Source organism: Streptomyces sp. NPDC001027 (assembly GCF_040299045.1).
GTDB lineage: Bacteria > Actinomycetota > Actinomycetes > Streptomycetales > Streptomycetaceae > Streptomyces.
Genome location: NZ_JBEPBI010000005.1, coordinates 45835 through 63412 on the forward strand (window position 1 = coordinate 45835; position 17578 = coordinate 63412).

At 72.3% G+C, this 17578-nt stretch carries 16 protein-coding genes; 7 read left to right on the forward strand and 9 right to left on the reverse strand.

The window, feature by feature from the left end; translation table 11 throughout:
- The first annotated feature begins 30 nt into the window (after nt 1–30).
- The 4 genes from tilS (at nt 31) to folE (ending at nt 4677) form a co-directional block, all read left to right on the forward strand.
- Nucleotides 31–1062, forward strand: a complete 1032-nt coding sequence (tilS, locus tag ABT300_RS03390; protein WP_351671445.1) for a tRNA lysidine(34) synthetase TilS — start codon at nt 31–33, stop codon at nt 1060–1062.
- A 74-nt stretch (nt 1063–1136) separates the two neighbouring features.
- Entirely contained in the window at nt 1137–1697 is a 561-nt protein-coding gene (gene hpt / locus ABT300_RS03395; protein WP_319275982.1) for a hypoxanthine phosphoribosyltransferase, read from the forward strand.
- A gap of 185 nt (nt 1698–1882) precedes the next feature.
- Nucleotides 1883–3922, forward strand: a complete 2040-nt coding sequence (gene ftsH, locus ABT300_RS03400; RefSeq protein WP_319275440.1) for an ATP-dependent zinc metalloprotease FtsH — start codon at nt 1883–1885, stop codon at nt 3920–3922.
- A gap of 149 nt (nt 3923–4071) precedes the next feature.
- Entirely contained in the window at nt 4072–4677 is a 606-nt protein-coding gene (folE, locus tag ABT300_RS03405; RefSeq protein ID WP_351671449.1) for a GTP cyclohydrolase I FolE, read from the forward strand.
- A gap of 58 nt (nt 4678–4735) precedes the next feature.
- Here the strand turns inward: folE and ABT300_RS03410 are convergent, their stop codons facing one another.
- The 6 genes from ABT300_RS03410 to ABT300_RS03435 form a co-directional block, all read right to left on the reverse strand.
- On the reverse strand, nt 4736–5221 hold the full coding sequence (locus ABT300_RS03410) for a DUF3180 domain-containing protein (RefSeq protein WP_351671452.1): 486 nt from the start codon (nt 5219–5221) through the stop codon (nt 4736–4738).
- A gap of 56 nt (nt 5222–5277) precedes the next feature.
- A complete protein-coding gene (folK, locus tag ABT300_RS03415; protein WP_351671455.1) occupies nt 5278–5889 on the reverse strand; it encodes a 2-amino-4-hydroxy-6-hydroxymethyldihydropteridine diphosphokinase in 612 nt (203 codons plus the stop codon).
- Nucleotides 5886–6245, reverse strand: coding sequence for a dihydroneopterin aldolase (gene folB / locus ABT300_RS03420; RefSeq protein ID WP_351671458.1), 360 nt, complete (start codon nt 6243–6245; stop codon nt 5886–5888). Before folB ends, folK begins: the two co-directional genes overlap by 4 nt.
- A gap of 279 nt (nt 6246–6524) precedes the next feature.
- On the reverse strand, nt 6525–7046 hold the full coding sequence (locus tag ABT300_RS03425) for a nuclear transport factor 2 family protein (protein WP_351671461.1): 522 nt from the start codon (nt 7044–7046) through the stop codon (nt 6525–6527).
- A complete protein-coding gene (gene folP, locus ABT300_RS03430) occupies nt 7043–8029 on the reverse strand; it encodes a dihydropteroate synthase (RefSeq protein WP_351671464.1) in 987 nt (328 codons plus the stop codon). The genes ABT300_RS03425 and folP overlap by 4 nt, the downstream gene beginning before the upstream one ends.
- 95 nt (nt 8030–8124) lie before the next feature.
- Nucleotides 8125–9936 carry a phosphatidylglycerol lysyltransferase domain-containing protein gene (locus tag ABT300_RS03435; protein ID WP_351671467.1) on the reverse strand — a complete coding sequence of 604 codons (1812 nt, stop codon included), beginning with the start codon at nt 9934–9936 and terminating at the stop codon, nt 8125–8127.
- Nucleotides 9937–10170: 234 nt separating this feature from the next.
- Here ABT300_RS03435 and ABT300_RS03440 point away from each other — a divergent pair, with 234 nt between their 5' ends.
- Nucleotides 10171–11298, forward strand: a complete 1128-nt coding sequence (locus tag ABT300_RS03440; protein WP_351671470.1) for an alpha/beta hydrolase — start codon at nt 10171–10173, stop codon at nt 11296–11298.
- A gap of 311 nt (nt 11299–11609) precedes the next feature.
- Nucleotides 11610–13022, forward strand: a complete 1413-nt coding sequence (locus ABT300_RS03445; RefSeq protein ID WP_351671473.1) for a prolipoprotein diacylglyceryl transferase — start codon at nt 11610–11612, stop codon at nt 13020–13022.
- A 63-nt stretch (nt 13023–13085) separates the two neighbouring features.
- On the opposite strand, the gene ABT300_RS03450 is transcribed toward ABT300_RS03445, so the two are convergent.
- Complete coding sequence (locus ABT300_RS03450) at nt 13086–14447, reverse strand: PH domain-containing protein (RefSeq protein ID WP_502977868.1); 1362 nt, start codon at nt 14445–14447, stop codon at nt 13086–13088.
- On the reverse strand, nt 14444–15010 hold the full coding sequence (locus ABT300_RS03455; RefSeq protein WP_502977869.1) for a PH domain-containing protein: 567 nt from the start codon (nt 15008–15010) through the stop codon (nt 14444–14446). The genes ABT300_RS03450 and ABT300_RS03455 overlap by 4 nt, the downstream gene beginning before the upstream one ends.
- A gap of 31 nt (nt 15011–15041) precedes the next feature.
- Here ABT300_RS03455 and ABT300_RS03460 point away from each other — a divergent pair, with 31 nt between their 5' ends.
- A complete protein-coding gene (locus tag ABT300_RS03460) occupies nt 15042–16193 on the forward strand; it encodes an NADH-quinone oxidoreductase subunit D (RefSeq protein ID WP_351671476.1) in 1152 nt (383 codons plus the stop codon).
- A gap of 98 nt (nt 16194–16291) precedes the next feature.
- Here the strand turns inward: ABT300_RS03460 and ABT300_RS03465 are convergent, their stop codons facing one another.
- Nucleotides 16292–17545: an SAM-dependent methyltransferase gene (locus ABT300_RS03465; RefSeq protein ID WP_351671601.1), complete on the reverse strand. Its 1254-nt coding sequence runs from the start codon at nt 17543–17545 to the stop codon at nt 16292–16294.
- Nucleotides 17546–17578: the final 33 nt, after the last annotated feature.

The window sequence follows — 17578 nt, forward strand, 5'->3', positions numbered from 1 at the left end:
CCCCGACAACTTCATGAAGGGAACCGGACAATGGGTCCCCATCCTGCGGTCGCGGCGATACGCCTGGCGGTCCGCCGCGTACTCCACGACGTCCTCAACGACCACCCCGCCCCCGAGGCGAGCGCGCACGAACAGCCTCCGTCGCCGCTCGTGCTCGTGGCGTGCTCCGGCGGCGCCGACTCCATGGCCCTCGCCTCCGCCCTCGCCTTCGAGGCCCCCCGGCTCGGCATCCGCGCCGGCGGCGTCACCGTCGACCACGGCCTGCAGCCCGGCTCCGACCTGCGCGCCGCGGAAGTCGCCCTGCGTCTGCGCGAACTCGGCCTCGACCCCGTCGAGTCCGCCGCCGTGACCGTCGGCCGCGAAGGCGGCCCCGAGGCCGCCGCCCGCGACGCCCGCTACAGCGCCCTCGACGCGGCCGCCGAGCGCCACGGCGCCGCCGCGGTCCTGCTCGGCCACACCCGCGACGACCAAGCCGAGACGGTCCTGCTCGGCCTCGCCCGCGGCTCCGGCATCCGCTCCCTGTCCGGCATGGCCGCCGTCTCCGGCGGACCGGGGGCCGCCCGCCGCTACCGCCGCCCCTTCCTCCAGCTCGACCGGCAGACCGCCCGCAAGGCCTGCATGGTCCAGTCCCTGCCCGTCTGGGACGACCCGCACAACGCCGACCCGGCCTACACCCGCTCCCGGCTCCGCCACGAAGGCCTGCCCGCCCTGGAGAAGGCCCTCGGCAAGGGCGTCGTCGAAGCGCTCGCCCGCACGGCCCAGCTCTCCCGCGACGACGCCGACGCGCTCGACGCCTGGGCCGGCCAGGCCGAGTCCTCCGTACGGGACGCGGCCGGCCTGCTGGAGTGCGCCAAGCTGTACGCCCTGCCGCCCGCCGTGCGCCGCCGCATCCTGCGCCGCGCCGCGATCGAGGCGGGCGCCCCGGCCGGTTCCCTCTTCGCCCGGCACATCGAGGAGATCGACCGGTTGATCACCGGATGGCGCGGCCAGGGAGTCATCAATCTCCCCGGCAAAGTCGTCGCCCAGCGCCAGGGTGGCAGACTGGTGATTCGGCAAGGCTGATCCGGACCCTCCGCCAGGACCGCTCACGTGGTCGGCGTGGGCGGTTCCGGCGGCCGGTGGGACAACCGAAAGTGATGCGGGTGGACGCGAAAGACATGGGCACCGACCTCAAAGAGGTGCTCATCACCAAGGAAGAGATCGACGCGAAGCTGGCCGAACTGGCCGCGAGCATCGACGCGCAGTACGCGGGCAAGGACCTGCTCATCGTCGGTGTCCTCAAGGGCGCGGTGATGGTCATGGCCGACCTCGCCCGGGCTCTGTCCACCCCCGTCACCATGGACTGGATGGCCGTGTCGTCCTACGGCGCCGGCACCCAGTCCTCCGGTGTGGTGCGGATCCTCAAGGACCTCGACACCGACATCAAGGGCAAGCACGTCGTGATCGTCGAGGACATCATCGACTCCGGCCTGACCCTGTCCTGGCTGCTGTCCAACCTCGGCTCGCGCGAGCCGGCCTCCCTCAAGGTGTGCACGCTGCTGCGCAAGCCCGAGGCCGCCAAGGTGGCCATCGACGTCGAGTGGGTCGGCTTCGACATCCCGAACGAGTTCGTCGTCGGCTACGGCCTCGACTACGCCGAGAAGTACCGGAACCTCCCGTTCGTCGGTACGCTCGCGCCCCACGTCTACGGCGGCTGAACCCGAAAAGCCCAAGCCCCGTACGAAGATCGGGAACCCCGGCGGGCATCACGCCGTTGGAGCATGCAGACGGGTGCGCCAGCCGTCCCGTGCGGCTTTGCGCGACGAAGCTGGGGTACCGTCAGAAGAACTGTCTTATCAAACTCACTATGGCAGGAGGGACGGGGCGACACCGCTCCGTATGGATGGACGTGAAGCGATACTTCCGTGGGCCGGTCATGTGGATCGTGCTGGCCGTCCTTGCCGTGGTCGTGTTGATGCAGGTCGTCGGCTCGTCCGGCGGCTACAAGACGGTGGACACCGGCCAGGTCATTGCAGCGATCAACGACAACAAGGTCGAGTCGGCCAAACTCACCACCGGTGACGAGCAGACCATCAAGGCCACGCTCAAAGACGGCGTGAAGATCAAGGGCAGCTCGAAGATCCAGGCGAGCTACATCGGCGATCAGGGCGTGACGATCGCCAACACGCTGCAGACCAAGTACCAGGACAAGCAGATCCCGGACGGCTACACGGTCTCTCCGACGAAGCAGAACGCCTTCGTCGGGATCCTGCTGTCACTGCTCCCCTTCGTCCTCATCGTGGTCGTCTTCCTGTTCCTGATGAACCAGATGCAGGGCGGCGGCTCCCGGGTCATGAACTTCGGGAAGTCCAAGGCCAAGCTCATCACCAAGGACACCCCGAAGACGACGTTCGCCGACGTCGCAGGCTCGGACGAGGCGGTCGAGGAACTCCACGAGATCAAGGAGTTCCTGCAGGAGCCGGCGAAGTTCCAGGCCGTCGGCGCCAAGATCCCCAAGGGCGTGCTGCTGTACGGCCCGCCCGGCACCGGCAAGACGCTCCTCGCGCGCGCCGTCGCCGGCGAGGCGGGCGTCCCCTTCTACTCGATCTCCGGTTCCGACTTCGTCGAGATGTTCGTCGGCGTCGGCGCCTCCCGGGTCCGCGACCTCTTCGAGCAGGCCAAGGCGAACGCCCCGGCGATCGTCTTCGTCGACGAGATCGACGCGGTCGGCCGCCACCGCGGCGCCGGCCTCGGCGGCGGACACGACGAGCGCGAGCAGACCCTGAACCAGCTCCTCGTCGAGATGGACGGCTTCGACGTGAAGGGCGGCGTGATCCTCATCGCCGCCACGAACCGCCCCGACATCCTCGACCCGGCGCTGCTGCGCCCCGGCCGTTTCGACCGCCAGATCGCGGTCGACCGCCCGGACATGCAGGGCCGCCTGGAGATCCTCAAGGTCCACCAGAAGGGCAAGCCGGTCGCGCCCGACGTCGACCTGTCCGCCGTCGCCCGCCGCACCCCCGGCTTCACCGGCGCCGATCTCTCCAACGTCCTGAACGAGGCCGCGCTGCTGACGGCCCGCTCGGACAAGAAGCTGATCGACAACCACATGCTGGACGAGGCGATCGACCGTGTGGTCGCGGGCCCGCAGAAGCGGACCCGGATCATGTCGGACAAGGAGAAGAAGATCACCGCGTACCACGAGGGCGGTCACGCCCTGGTCGCGGCGGCCTCTCCGAACTCCGACCCGGTCCACAAGATCACGATCCTCTCGCGAGGCCGTGCTCTGGGCTACACGATGGTCCTGCCGGAGGAGGACAAGTACTCCACCACGCGCAACGAGATGCTGGACCAGCTGGCTTACATGCTGGGCGGCCGCGCGGCCGAGGAGCTCGTCTTCCACGACCCGACCACGGGCGCGGCGAACGACATCGAGAAGGCCACCGCCACGGCCCGCGCGATGGTCACCCAGTACGGCATGACCGAGCGTCTGGGCGCGATCAAGTTCGGCGGCGACAACACCGAGCCGTTCCTCGGCCGTGAGATGGCTCACCAGCGCGACTACTCGGAAGAGGTCGCCGCGCTGGTGGACGAGGAAGTCAAGAAGCTCATCGAGAACGCGCACAACGAGGCCTGGGAGATCCTGGTCGAGAACCGCGACGTCCTCGACAACCTGGTGCTGCAGCTGCTGGAGAAGGAGACGCTGGGCAAGGAGGAGATCGCCGAGGTCTTCTCGTCCATCGTCAAGCGCCCGGCGCGGCCCGCCTGGACCGGCTCCTCGCGCCGCACGCCCTCCACCCGTCCGCCGGTGCTCTCCCCCAAGGAGCTCGCCCTGACGAACGGCGCCAACGGCGCCACTCCGGCGATCTCGACCGCGAAGTCCACCGTGGTCGACGCCGGCCCGGTGGCCGAGCCCAGCCCGGAGGAGCGCCCCGAGAGCTGATCTGCTCCCGGCGGCCTCACCAGGCCCGGAATGGATGCAGCGCCCCCCAGGTTCTAGCCTGGGGGGCGCGGCATTTCCTGAACGATGCTCGATGCCGCAGATGAGGCGCGTGGCCCATACGCGCGACCCGCACAGGAACGAGGCACCAGATGACCGACCCCGTGACGCTGGACGGCGAGGGATCGATCGGCGAGTTCGACGAGAAGCGCGCCGAGAACGCCGTACGCGAGCTCCTGATCGCGGTCGGCGAGGACCCGGAGCGCGAGGGTCTCCGGGAGACGCCGGCGCGGGTGGCGCGGGCCTACCGGGAGCTGCTGGCGGGCCTCAGGCAGACGCCCGAGGACGTGCTGACGACGACCTTCGATCTCGGCCACGACGAGATGGTGCTCGTCAAGGACATCGAGATCGTCTCGCTCTGCGAACACCACATGCTGCCGTTCCACGGTGTCGCGCACGTGGGTTACATCCCGGCGGAGTCCGGCAAGATCACGGGGCTGTCGAAGCTGGCCCGGCTGGTCGAGGTGTTCGCGCGCCGCCTTCAGGTCCAGGAACGTCTCACCACGCAGGTGGCGGACTCCCTCATGCGGATACTCGAGGCCCGTGGCGTGATCGTCGTCGTGGAGGCCGAGCACATGTGCATGTCCGTGCGCGGCATCCGCAAGCCGGGCGCCAAGACCACCACGTCCGCGGTGCGGGGGCAGCTCAGGGACGCGACGACCCGCGCGGAGGCGATGAGCCTGATACTGGCTCGCTGACGCCGCCCGCGCGCGTACCCCCTTTTCGCCGGCCCCGCCGCAATCGTGCGCGGCGGGGTCACGCCGTCGAGGCCGCGCCGTTCTCGTGGTCGTCGTCCTCCGGGAGCTTGCAGACGCGCTCCAGGAAGAGGGCCGCCGCTATGACGGCGATGCCCGCGAGGACCGAGAAGCCGGCGTAGATGGCCTGGTCGCGGCGGGCGGGGATGTCCAGGGACTCCAGGAGGAAGACGCCCGTGCCCGCGTACATGCCGGAGACGAGCGCGGCCACCAGGGCGCTGGCCTGACCGAAGACGACGGCGCGGGCGGCCATCAGCGGGTCGACGCCCTTCGCCCCCGGGCGGCGCTCGCGCTGGGCCTTGAGACGCGAGCGCAGCGAGATCGCCGTGGCGAGCAGGATCACCGCGATCACGGCGAGCACGATAGGCGCGGCCAACGGGACGCTGGGCAGGGTCCCGATCGAGTTCCAGAGGCGGGCGCCCGCCCAGGACAGGACGCCGGCCACGACGAACACGCCTGCCAGCACCCTGATGTGCAGCTCTCTCACGGTGTCCCTTCAGCTCCCCCGCAGTGGTCCTGCGACCTTCCTGTCGACCTTAACGACTACTCGGGCAGGTGAAGTTCCAGGTCCTCGCGGGCGGCGACGCCTTCGCGGGTGACCGCGTCGAGAAGGTCGGCGACCCGGCCGACGCCGGGGAGCTGGGCCTCGGGCTCGACGTCGTGCCAGGGGGCGAGCACGAACGCCCGCTCATGGGCGCGGGGGTGAGGGAGCGTGAGATGCGGGTCGTCGTCCACGACGTCGGCGTAGGCGACGATGTCGACGTCCAGGGTGCGGGCGCCCCAGCGCTCCTCCCGGACCCGGTGGAAGGCCTCCTCGACCGCGTGCGCCCGCTCCAGGAGGGAGGAGGGCGGCAGGGTCGTCTTCAGCACGACCACCGCGTTGAAGTACGACGGCTGGCTGCCGGGCTCGACGCCCCAGGGCGCCGTCTCGTACACGGGGGAGACCGCCTTGATGCGGACGCCGGGGGTGTCCTCGAGGGCGTCGACGGCGCCCTGCAGCGTCTCCAGGCGGTTGCCCAGGTTGGAGCCGAGGGAGAGCACGGCGCGTTTCGGGTTGTGCAGGGTGGTGTCGGCGGCGTCGACCCTCTCGACGACGGAGGCGGGCACCGGCTGGACGGTCGGGTCGCTCTGACCCCCGGCGAAGAACGCGGTCATACTCGGCTCCGGGTGATGGTGACGGTCACGTCGTCGAAGGGGACGGTGATCGGGGCGTCCGGTTTGTGGACGCAGACCTCGACCTCCTGGACCGCTTCGTGCTTCAGACAGACCTGGGCGATGCGTGCGGCGAGCGTCTCGACGAGGTCGACGGGCTCGCCCTCGACGACGGCCACGGCCTCCTCCGCCACGATGCCGTAGTGCACGGTCTTCGCCAGGTCGTCGTCGGCCGCGGCCGGTCGGGTGTCCAGGCCCAGGACGAGGTCCACGATGAAGGTCTGGCCCTCCTCGCGTTCCTTGGGGAACACGCCGTGGTACCCGCGGGCCTTGAGGCCGCGCAGCGCGACACGATCCACGCGAATCACTCCTGCAGTCGTCGGTTCCGGCCGGTGCGTGCCGTGTGGGGGCGGCACCCCGGCCTCGCTCGAATCTACCCGCGAGCACCGACAGACCCGGTCTCCGGCCGCGGCGGCCCGGGCGGGAGCCCGGAATCCGACCGGCCGTTGCGCCCGGGGATCCCGGTGCCTCTGGGGTTGGTAGCCGCCCCTACCCACGGGTTCGTGATTCCAACCACTTCTTCGCCCGGGTGGGCCTTGCGGACCTCGCCGCCCGCCTTTCGGGGCGTTCCCGACCGCTCAGGACGGGGTGTCCTGCTCGTCGTCGTCCTCGGTCTCGTCGGTGTCGTCGTTCTCGGCGAGCACCGGGGAGGCGTGGTGCGACCACAGCTTCCAGCCGTCCGGGGTCCGGCGGAACACGTTGGTGGCGACGACGAGCTGGCCGACGAGCGGTCCGAGCTCCTCGCCGGCCTCCGGCGCCGGGCCGCCGCTGAGGATGTTCTCGGTGCAGTTCACCAGGGCGGTGTCGCCGGTGACCGAGACGTGCACGTCGGTGAGGAAGAACTGGATGTAGTCGGTGTTCGCCATGATCAGCGCGTACGACCTCAGGACCTCGGCGCGCCCGGTGAGCACGGGCCACCCGGGGTGCACGCACGAGACCACGCCGACGTCGGCCGGGTCGTGGTAGGTCTCGTCCACGCCCAGATCGGACGGGGCCAGCCAGAAGGAGGACACCCCGTCGAAATCACCTTGCTCCAGTGCCTCGTAGAAGGCGGTGTTGGCGGCCTCGACCTGCTCGACGTCCGTGTGGGGGGCGCTCACCGGGCTCCTTCTGCGTGGGACGGGTGGGGAGGGGCGGGCGGACCGGGTCTGCCGTGCGCACCGGATGCGTCCGTCGCCGGCCGCGCCGGGTCGGGTGCGCCCGCGCCCAGCGTGCGCCTTTCCTCGCGCGCTCCTTCCATGGCGCGCGCGACCTGCACCGCGTCGGCCGTCGCGCGCACCTCGTGCACGCGCACGGCCCAGGCGCCGGCCTGCGCCGCGAGGGCGGACACGGCGGCGGTGGCCGCGTCGCGCTCGCGCGCGGGGGGCGGGGCGCCTTCCGGTCCGGCCAGGACGCGACCGAGGAACCGCTTGCGGGAGGCGGCGACGAGCAGCGGGTGCCCGAGGGAGTGCAGCCGGTCGAGGTGGGCGAGCAGGGTGAGGTCGTGGTCGGCCTCCTTGGAGAAGCCGAGCCCGGGGTCGACCACGATGCGGTCGGGGGAGACGCCGCCGGCGAGGACGGCGTCCACGCGCGCGTGGAGCTCGTCGACGACCTCGGCGACGACGTCGGCGTAGACGCCCCGGACGTTGCCGCCCTCGAGGAAGCCGCGCCAGTGCATGACCACGAAAGGGGCTCCGGCGTCCGCCACGGCGGGGATCATCGCCGGGTCGGCGAGGCCGCCGCTGACGTCGTTGACGAGGGCGGCGCCGGCCGCGAGGGCCCGGGCGGCGACGGAGGCGCGCATGGTGTCGACGGAGACGACGACGCCTTCAGAGGCGAGACCGTGGACGACGGGGACGACCCGGCGGAGCTCCTCGGCCTCGTCGACGCGCGTGGCGCCCGGCCGGGTGGACTCGCCGCCGACGTCGACGAGGTCCGCGCCTTCGGCGACGAGATGGAGGCCGTGCTTGACGGCGGCCGTCGTGTCGAACCACCGGCCGCCGTCGGAGAAGGAGTCGGGGGTCACGTTGACGACTCCCATGACCGCGCAGCGGTCCCATTGCGGAAGTCCGTCGACGCGCCCGCGTCCGCTCTGCTTGCTCATATGTTCAGCGTAGGCCCAGGAGGGAGCCGCGCCGCGGCGCGGCTCCCGGGCAGGGCCCCGGCCCGGGAACGCGCGGTTCCACGGGCCCGTGCGCCCTAGGCCGCCCGTACGTCTCTCTCGGCCACCGTGTGCGCGCAGGCGCGGGCTGCGGAGGAGCGGCGGCGCAGGAAGCGGGGCAGGGGGAGGGCGAGGGTGACGAAGCCTTCGGCCTGCATGGCGGCGAAGCCGATGCGGGGCAGGTCGGCGGAGGCGCGGTAGACGACGAAGCGGGGTTCCCAGCGGGGCTGGAACTTGGCGTTGAACTTGTAGAGGGACTCGATCTGGAACCAGCGGGAGAGGAAGACGAGCAGGCCGCGCCAGGCGCGCAGGACGGGGCCGGCGCCGATCTTCTCGCCGCGGGCCAGGGCCGCGCGGAACATGGCGAAGTTGAGGGACACGCGCGTGATGTCGAACTTGGGTGCGGCCTGGAGTGCGGCGACGATGAGCAGTTCGTTCATGCCGGGGTCGGCGGAGCGGTCGCGTCGCATGAGGTCGAGGGAGGCGCCGTCGGGGCCCCAGGGCACGAAGTGCAGGATCGCCTTGAGGTCGCCGTACTCGCCGGGGATCTCGTCGGCTTTGTGGGCGGTGGCGATGAGGCAGTCGCCGTCGGAGGCGTCGCCGACGCGGCCCAGGGCCATGGAGAAGCCGCGTTCGGTGTCGGTGCCGCGCCAGTCCTCGGCGGCTCGTCGGATGCGTTCCAGTTCGGCTTCGCCCAGGTCACGTACGCGCCGCACGCGGGTCTCGTAACCGGCGCGCTCGATGCGCTTGACCATTTGGCGCACGTTGCGCATCGCGCGGCCGGCGAGGGAGAAATCCGCGACGTCCACCACCGCCTCGTCGCCCAGCTCCAGGGCGTCCAGGCCGGTCTCGCGGGTCCAGACCTCGCCGCCGGTCTCCGAGCAGCCCATGACGGCGGGCGTCCAGGAGTGGGCCTTGGCCTCGTCCATGAAGCGTTCGATGGCGCCGGGCCAGGCCTCGACGTCGCCGATGGGGTCGCCGCTGGCGAGCATCACGCCGGAGACCACGCGGTAGGTGACGGCGGCCTTGCCGCTGGGGGAGAAGACGACGGCCTTGTCGCGGCGCAGGGCGAAGTGGCCGAGGGAGTCGCGGCGGCCGTGTTTGTCCAGCAGGGCGCGCAGCCGGCTCTCGTCCTCCTCGGTGAGGCGGGCGGCCGGGTGCTCGGGGCGGAAGGCGAGGTAGATGGTGGTGACGGCGGTGATCCAGCCGAGGGCGCCGAGGGAGAAGGCGACCGTCCAGGAGGTGTTGCCCTGGTAGTCGACCGGGCCCTCGAAGCCGAAGAGGCCGTACAGGACGTGCGTGATGCGATCGGCCAGGCTCGGGTCGCCGATCAGGCGCCCCGGGTGGACGCTGACGATGACCAGGCCCAGCCCCAGGGAGCCGGCGCCCATGAGGACGAAGTTGGCGAGTGCGCGCCAGCGGCTGCGCGGGTCGGGCAGCGCCTTGAACTGGTCGCGGTGCACCAGCAGCGGGACGAGCAGGGCGATGGAGATGAGCGCGCCCACGATCGAGTGCCGGTACACGAACTGCGAGATCGCGCCCGCCGGGAGCAGCACCACGGCGGCCCGCCAGGCGCGCCGCTTGCCGCGCCGCAGTCCGTGGGCGAGCAGCAGCAGCAGGACGCCGGCGCTGAGGGACAGCGCCGCCGCGAAGGGGCCGAACGAGCCGGGCAGCACCTCGGCGAAGCTGTGCATACGGCTGTGCCGGAACCGCGGGAAGACGCCGCCGGCGACGTCCAGCAGGCCCACGAGGGCGCAGGCCCGGGCGACGAGGGACGGCACGGCCTCGGGACGTGGACCTCGCACTATCCGCCGCACCCGGCTGCTACGGGGCGGAACCCCACCCGACATTTCCCCATCTTCGGTGACAGACATCGCATCCCGTAGTTCCGCGAGAGACTGTGGACCCGGTGCCGATTCGGGCATCCGGCGACATTGCGCCCTCTAGGACGGTGTCTTGGGGAGAGAGGTTCACTCGTCTCGCCAAAGCCGCTGAAAAGAACAGGGAAAGTTCGGGACAAGCCCTCGCGAAGGAGTCGGGGGAGCGGGCGTGATCCCGGACGGAGAGCAGGCAGGAAACACCGCATGGGTCTCACGAGCAACAAAGTGCTGCTGCTGTCAGTGCTGTTCGCCGTATTGCTGTTCATCGGAACGGTGTGGCTGTGGCCGCGTCTGGCCAAGCGCAACTGGCGGGCGGTCGGCGGGCGCATCGGGCTGCTGCTCGCCACGCAATTGGCACTCTTCGTGTCCATAGGGCTGTCCGCCAACCAGGCGTTCGGCTTCTACGCCAGTTGGGCGGACCTGTTCGGTCAGGAGACGGATCAGGGGGTGGTCGTCGACCATGCGAAGGACGGCGCGTCGGCGAGTCCGCTGCGGGTGGTCGACACCCGGCGGGTGGACGGCAGCGGCAGTGGGACGCCGCGCTTCGGCGGGCAGATCCAGAAGATCGCCGTCATCGGGCGTACGACGGACATCGCCACGCCCGCGTTCGTGTACCTGCCGCCGGAGTACTTCGAGCCGCAGTACCGCACGCGGACCTTCCCCGCGGCCGTGGTCCTCACGGGCTACCCGGGCACGGCGGAGGCGCTGGTGAACAAGCTGCACTACCCGAGCACCGCGCGGACGCTCGCGAAGAACGGGCGCATGCAGCCGATGATCCTGGTCATGATGCGGCCGACGGTGGCGCCGCCGCGGGACACGGAGTGCGTGGACATCCCGACGGGCCCGCAGACCGAGTCGTTCTTCGCCAAGGATCTGCCGGAGGCCGTGACGGCCCACTACCGGGTGAACAAGAAGCCCGGCGGCTGGGGCATCATCGGCGACTCCACGGGCGGCTACTGCGCGCTCAAGCTGGCGATGCACCACCCGGAGGTCTACGGGGCGGGCGCGGGCCTGTCGGCCTACTACAAGGCGCCGAGCGACCCGACCACGGGCGACCTCTTCCACGGGAACAAGAAGCTCCGCAATGAAGCCGATTTGCACTGGTTCCTGAAAAACCGTTCCGCTCCGGCCACCTCGCTGCTCGTCACCAGCAGCAAGGCCGGCGAGTCCAACTACAAGCCAACGCTGAAGTTCATAGAGCTGGCGAAGTCCACCCACAGGACGAGGATCTCGTCGATCATCCTGGAAAGCGGCGGGCACAACTTCAACACCTGGCGCCGCGAGATCCCCCCGACCCTGGAGTGGATCAGCGAGCGCCTCACCGCGCGGTGAGGGGAGACCGGCGGAGGGCGCGCTGTGAGGTGGGGGTGTGCGGTGGCGGGCGTGACGGGGGGGCGGGGGCCGGGCGGGCGTCCGGCCGGGTGGCGTGGGTGGGCGTGGGCGGGCGTGGGCGGGCGCGCGGGCGCCGGTGAGGCCGCGGGAATCGGGTGAGGAGAAGCGGGAGTCCGGGGCCGGAAATGATCTTGCCGTTTGTCGAATTCGGTGACAGCCGGGATTCCTGAGGTTCTGTGAAGGCTTAGGTATGGCTGAGTTTTTGTGGGGCGGGGCGCCAACATTCGCCTACGCGCGGTAAGTTTCTGGCCATGCCACGTGGACGTCACCGTCATTCCCCGCCTCTGCACAGGCTGCTGCCCCCCTCGGTGATCGCAGGCGTCTCCCTTGTCTGCGCTCTCGGCCCCTGGGTGTTCACGCAGCAGGCGACTCTCCGCGGCCTGGCGGCGGCGGCCGCGATCACGGCGGTCGTCGGCGCGGTCGTGATGCGCCGCTGGGACATGCAGGCCGGCAGGCACGTCGCCGACCTCACACGCGCGCGTGCCAGTGACGAGTGGCGTTACGAGGAACGTGTCGCCGAACTGGAGAGCGACCTCGACGAGTCGCGTGAGCTGCGGGTCAAGCTGGAGCAGCGGCTGCGGGCCAAGCGCGCCGAACTCGCCGGCCTGCGCAACGAGCACGCGGCGCTGCTGCGCCGCTATGCCACCGCGGAGACCGAGCGGGCCAGCGCCCTCGAGGGCCGCCGACTGCTCGAGATAGAGGCGGTGCCCGCGCTGCCCGCCGGGCCCGCGAGCGACGCCGCCGCGGATTCCGCCGCCGAGGGCCCGGACGCCGTCGAAGGCGCGGAGCCGGCCGAGTCGGCGGAGCCCCGCGAGGACGTGCCGCAGTTCTCGGCGGCCTTCTCGCCCGAGGGCTCGAAGCTGTTCCTGCGCGCGCAGGCCGCGCTTTCGCGGTTGGACACCGACGGCGTCGACTCCACGAAGGGCGACGACCTCGCCGGGGATCTCGCTGCGGACCCCTCCGGCCAGGAGCCCGCGCGGACGGTCTCCGCGGAGGCCGACGCCGCCGGCGGCGACGCGAACGCCGCCCAGGAGGACGAGGCGCAGGGGAAGCCCGAGGCGGTCGACGAGCACGCGCGCGCGACCGCCCCCCACCCGGCAGCCGACGAGACCCCGCAGGCCGAGGCGGCTCCGGCGGCCGACGAGACCCCGCAGGCCGACGAGACCGAGCAGGCCGACGGGACTTCGAACGACACGGCCCCGGAGACCGCGGCGCGGCCCGAGCCGCCCCTGGACCCGGAGCCCGGCGCCGCCCCGGCGCCCGACGCCCCCGCCGCCGTCGAGGGCGGCGCGTCGGACACGGCGGGCGCGCTCGTGCCGCGTCCCGCCGCTCCCGTGCGGTCGCCGTCCGGTCACTTCGCCGTGCCGACCGCCGTGGCCGTCGTCCCGGCCGCTCAGCCCGTGCGGCGCCCGACGGCCGAAGGCGGGTTCGACTTCTTCGGCACCAAGAGCGAGTCGGCGCCGGACGCCCTCGAAGCCGTCCAGAACGAGGACCTGGCGGACGTCGTCGGCCAGGAGGCCCTCGCGCTGCACAAGGCCGAGTCCGAGGCGGAGTTCAAGCCCGTGGACGAGGCGTCGCGCGGAGTGGGCCAGGTGATCGACCTGACCGCCCACGACGAGACCGAGCAGATCGACCTCCAGCAGCTGCGCAGCGCGGTCTCCTGACGTCGTCGCCGCGCCGCCGCGCCGCCGCCAAGGTCCGGACGGCGCGCGGCCGCGACGGTCGGGTCACGCCATCCACCGGTCGGGCCGGGCGTCACGGCGCCCGGTCCGGGACCGTTCGGCCTGGCTGCCGAGCAGTCGCGTGGCCTCGTGTGCGTCCCTCAGCCGGGCGGTGACGGTCTTGCCGGCCCCCGTGTCCACATGCACGTCCGCGAGGCCCCAGAGGCGCTGCCAGGGCCCCTGCGTCAACCGCACGCTCTGGACCTTGGCGTGCGGCACCAGCGAAAGACGGCGGCGCAGCAGCCCGTGGCGGGCGGCGAACACGGTGTCCGTGACGGTGACGCCGTAACCGCGCCACCACAGCGGCACACAGCGTCCGGCCCGGCGCGGCGGGCGCCGCAGCGACGCCTCGGCCGGCACGACCGCCCCGGGCAGCACGCGCGCGACGACCATCTCCGCGGCCGCGTACGGGGCGACCGGCACGAGCACGGAGTTGGCGGAACCGGCCACGTCCAGCTCGACGCGCACCCAGCGCCGACGCCGCCACAGCAGCGGCTGGACGATCCGCACGGTCTGCACCCGCCCGGGCGGCACCGTCTCGTGCGTGCGGTCCAGCAGGCCGTGGTCGATCCGCAGCCCGTCCGGCGACTCGCCCACCGTCCAGTCGTACTCGCCGACGAACCGTCCTGCGCTGCTCGCACCGGCCGCGCCGAGCAGCGGCACCCCGGTCGCCAGGACCGTCCACACACTGTGGGTGGCCAGCCACAGCACGGGCGGCACGACGAGCGCCGCGGCCAGCGCGCCCCAGGTGGCGCCCGTCAGCGTCAGCGCGATCGCGAGCTCGCGCGCCGGCACGCGCAGCACCTCGCGCGCGGGCGCCTCCCCCACCTCGCCCGCCGTCTCCGGGGCGAAGCCGGCCGCGCGCGCGAGGAGTTCGGCCCGCAGCGCGCGGGCCTCGTCCTCGCCGAGGAAGGCGAGTTCGTCCTTCTTCTCGGCGCCGACGACGTCCAGCCGGAGTTTCGCCACACCCGCGACGCGGGCCAGCAGCGGCCTGCTGACGTCGATCGCCTGGATGCGCTCCAGCCGGATGTGCGCGGTGCGGCGGAACAGCAGCCCGGTCCGGATGCGCAGTTCGCCGTCGGTCACCGCGAAGTGGGTGAACCACCAGGTCAGAAAGCCGTAGAGGGAGGCCGCGGGAACGAGCACGGCGAGCGCGACGAGCAGGGTGGTCGTGGTCAGCCGGGTGAGCTGTTCCTGCGCCTGGTTCGGGTCGTGGACCGCCCAGCCGACGAGGACGGCGACGGGCGCCCACGCCCGTCGGAACGGCGTCACGGGATGCAGCCGGCGTTCGACGGCGAGCGGCGCGGGGCCGACCCCGGACCCGCCGGGCGCCTGCGGCAGGCCGTCCTCCACGCCCGGTGTCGTCACAGCCCCGCCGATCGGGCTTCGCCGAGTTCGGTGAGCCGGTCGCGCAGTCGCTCCGCCTCGGCGGGGTCGAGGCCCGGGATGGCGGCGTCGGTCGCGGCGGCCGCGGTGTGCAGCTGGACGCCGGCCAGCCCGAAGCGGCGCCCCACGGGGCCGGAGGTGACCTCGACGAGCTGCATGCGCCCGTACGGCACGACGGTCTCCTCGTGCCACAGCACGCCGCGGCTGATCAGCAGGTCGTCGGCCCGCTCCGCGTACCGCCAGGAGCGCCAGTTGCGGCCGAGGAGCACCCAGCCCCAGCCGATGCCGGCCAGCGGCAGCAGCGCGAACGCGGCCCACGCGGGGCCGACGAGCAGTCCGAGCAGCAGCCCGGCGGCGACGGCGGCCGGCGCCAGCCACACCACCAGCAGCAGCCGCCGCATCCGCAGCAGGCCGGACGGCAGCCCGATCCACTCCGGCCCGGCCTCCGTCGAGTCCGGGGCCTCCGGCCACTCCGGTCCGGCCTCCGTCGTCTCCGCGTCCGTCGTCTCCGCGCCCCTTGGGCCCACCGGGCTCCCCGTCTCCATGGCCCCAGCGTACGTAGGGGAGACTGGTGCCATGACTCCCACGACGGAGACCACGGTCGGGATCGGCGGCGCCGCGGAAAGCACCGACATGGTGCTCAACATCGGCCCCCAGCACCCCTCCACGCACGGCGTGCTGCGGCTGCGGCTCGTGCTGGACGGCGAGCGCATCCAGCACGCGGAGCCGGTGATCGGCTACATGCACCGCGGCGCGGAGAAGCTGTTCGAGGCCCGCGACTACCGGCAGATCGTCATGCTGGCCAACCGCCACGACTGGCTGTCGGCGTTCTCCAACGAGCTGGGCGTGGTCCTCGCGGTGGAGCGGATGCTCGGCATGGAGGTCCCGGAGCGCGCGGTGTGGACCCGCACGCTGCTCGCCGAGCTGAACCGGGTGCTCAACCACCTGATGTTCCTCGGGTCCTACCCGCTGGAGCTCGGCGGCATCACCCCGGTGTTCTACGCGTTCCGCGAGCGCGAGGTGCTGCAGAACGTGATGGAGGAGGTCTCCGGCGGGCGCATGCACTACATGTTCAACCGCGTCGGCGGCCTCAAGGAGGACGTGCCGGCCGGCTGGACCTCCCGCGCGCGCGAAGCGGTCGCCGCCGTGCGCTCCCGTATGGACGTCTTCGACGACCTCGTGCTCGGCAACGAGATCTTCCGCGGGCGCACCCGGGACGTCGGCGTCCTCGCGCCGGAGCACGTGCACGCCTACGGCGTGAGCGGGCCGATCGCGCGCGGCTCGGGCGTCGACTTCGACCTGCGCAGGGACGAGCCCTATCTCGCCTACGGGGAGCTGCAGGACACCCTGAAGGTGGTCACGCGCACCGAGGGCGACTGTCTCGCGCGCTTCGAGTGCCTCCTGGAGCAGACGCACAACGCGCTCGCTCTCGCGGACGCCTGCCTGGACCGTCTCGCCGACCTGCCGCCCGGCCCGATCAACCAGCGGCTGCCGAAGGTCCTCAAGGCGCCCGAGGGGCACACGTACGCGTGGACCGAGAACCCCCTCGGCATCAACGGCTACTACCTCGTCAGCAAGGGCGAGAAGACGCCGTACCGGCTGAAGCTGCGCTCGGCGTCGTACAACAACATCCAGGCGCTCACCGAGCTGCTGCCGGGCACGCTGGTCGCCGACATGGTGGCCATCCTGGGGTCGATGTTCTTCGTGGTGGGAGACATCGACAAGTAAGCCCGCCAGGTGAGCCCGCCGAGCAAGCCCGCCAGGTGAGCCCGCCGCCGGGCCGCGAGGCTCCCGGGCCCTGGCCAGGGGGCAGCCCCGGAAGACGGTCAGTCGGCTCCGAGCGGCCGGCCGCCCTCCGGGTCCCGTGTGGGGTCCGGGTCCCGCGCCGCGTCCGTGCCCGGCTGCCGCGCGGCCAGCGGGTCCGCAATGCCGACCGGCTGGACCAGCCAGCCGAAGCCGCCCAGTCCGCCCGGCGCGGTGAGCTCGCCGGCCGCTCCGGCGCTCACGAGGGCGCGCACATATGCGGCAGGGTCTGTGGAGGCGAGTGCGAGCGGGGGGCGTGCACCCGTGAGCTCCAGGGAGTGCAGCGCGGCGCGTTGGGTGAGCAGGCGAGCGCCGGGGCGCGTGTCAGGGCCCGTGATCGTGCGGGAGCCGGGGTGCGCGCCGGTGGCAGGGTGCACGGGGGAGCCGGGGGGCGGGTGGGGGGCGTGCGTCCGTGCCGCGGCTCGCGCTCCCGCCTCCGCGCACGCGTCCAGCGCCACATGGGCCGTGATGTCGCAGGACCCGTCCGGGACGGGCGCCGTCTCCCGTCCGTCCCGGAACCCGGTCAGAGTCCCGTACGGGGGGCGCGCGTCCGCGGTGTGCGCGTAGTCCACCGCCACCGCGAGCCCCCGTCGGACGCATGCCACGGCAGACGCCCACGCCAGGTCCCTGGGCAGCCCGACCTCGGCCCGCAGCCCCTCCTGGCCGCCCGGCGGCCACCAGCGCGCCAGCCAGTCCGCCGCCGCTCCCGACACCGGCTCCCCGAGCCGCTCGGACCCGTCCTCCCGGACGAGGACCAGTCGCGCCACCCCCGTGGAGTCGACCTCCACGACCTCGACGGGGACGTTGTCCAGCCACTCGTTGGCGAACAGCAGCCCGGTGACGGCCGACGGCGGCTCGCGGAGCCACTCGATCCGGTGAGGGACGCCTTCGGGGCGGTCGGCGATCTCCACGGCGTACGCGCGGGTGCGGGAAAGCACATCGGCGGGGAGCGCCGTCAGCACGGCGGCGACCAGTTCGCCGCGGCCGGCGGCCATGTCGACGAAGTCGAGCGACTCGGGCCGGCCCAGCGCCTCGTCCACCCGGCACAGGAGCCGGGCCACGGCCTCGGCGAAGAGCGGCGAGGCGTGCACCGACGTGCGGAAGTGCCCGGCGGGACCCTCGGAACGCCGGTAGAAGCCCGCCGTGGAGCCGCCCGAGCCGGGCTCCGTGGAGCCGCCCGAGCCCGGCGTGTCCTCTTCGCCCGAGCCGTACAGCGCGGCCTGCGTCGCCGCGCGCCAGCCGCGCCACTCGCTTGAGCCGGTCACCTCGTCCGCCAGACCTCGTCCACCCCGACAGACTAGGCGGACGGA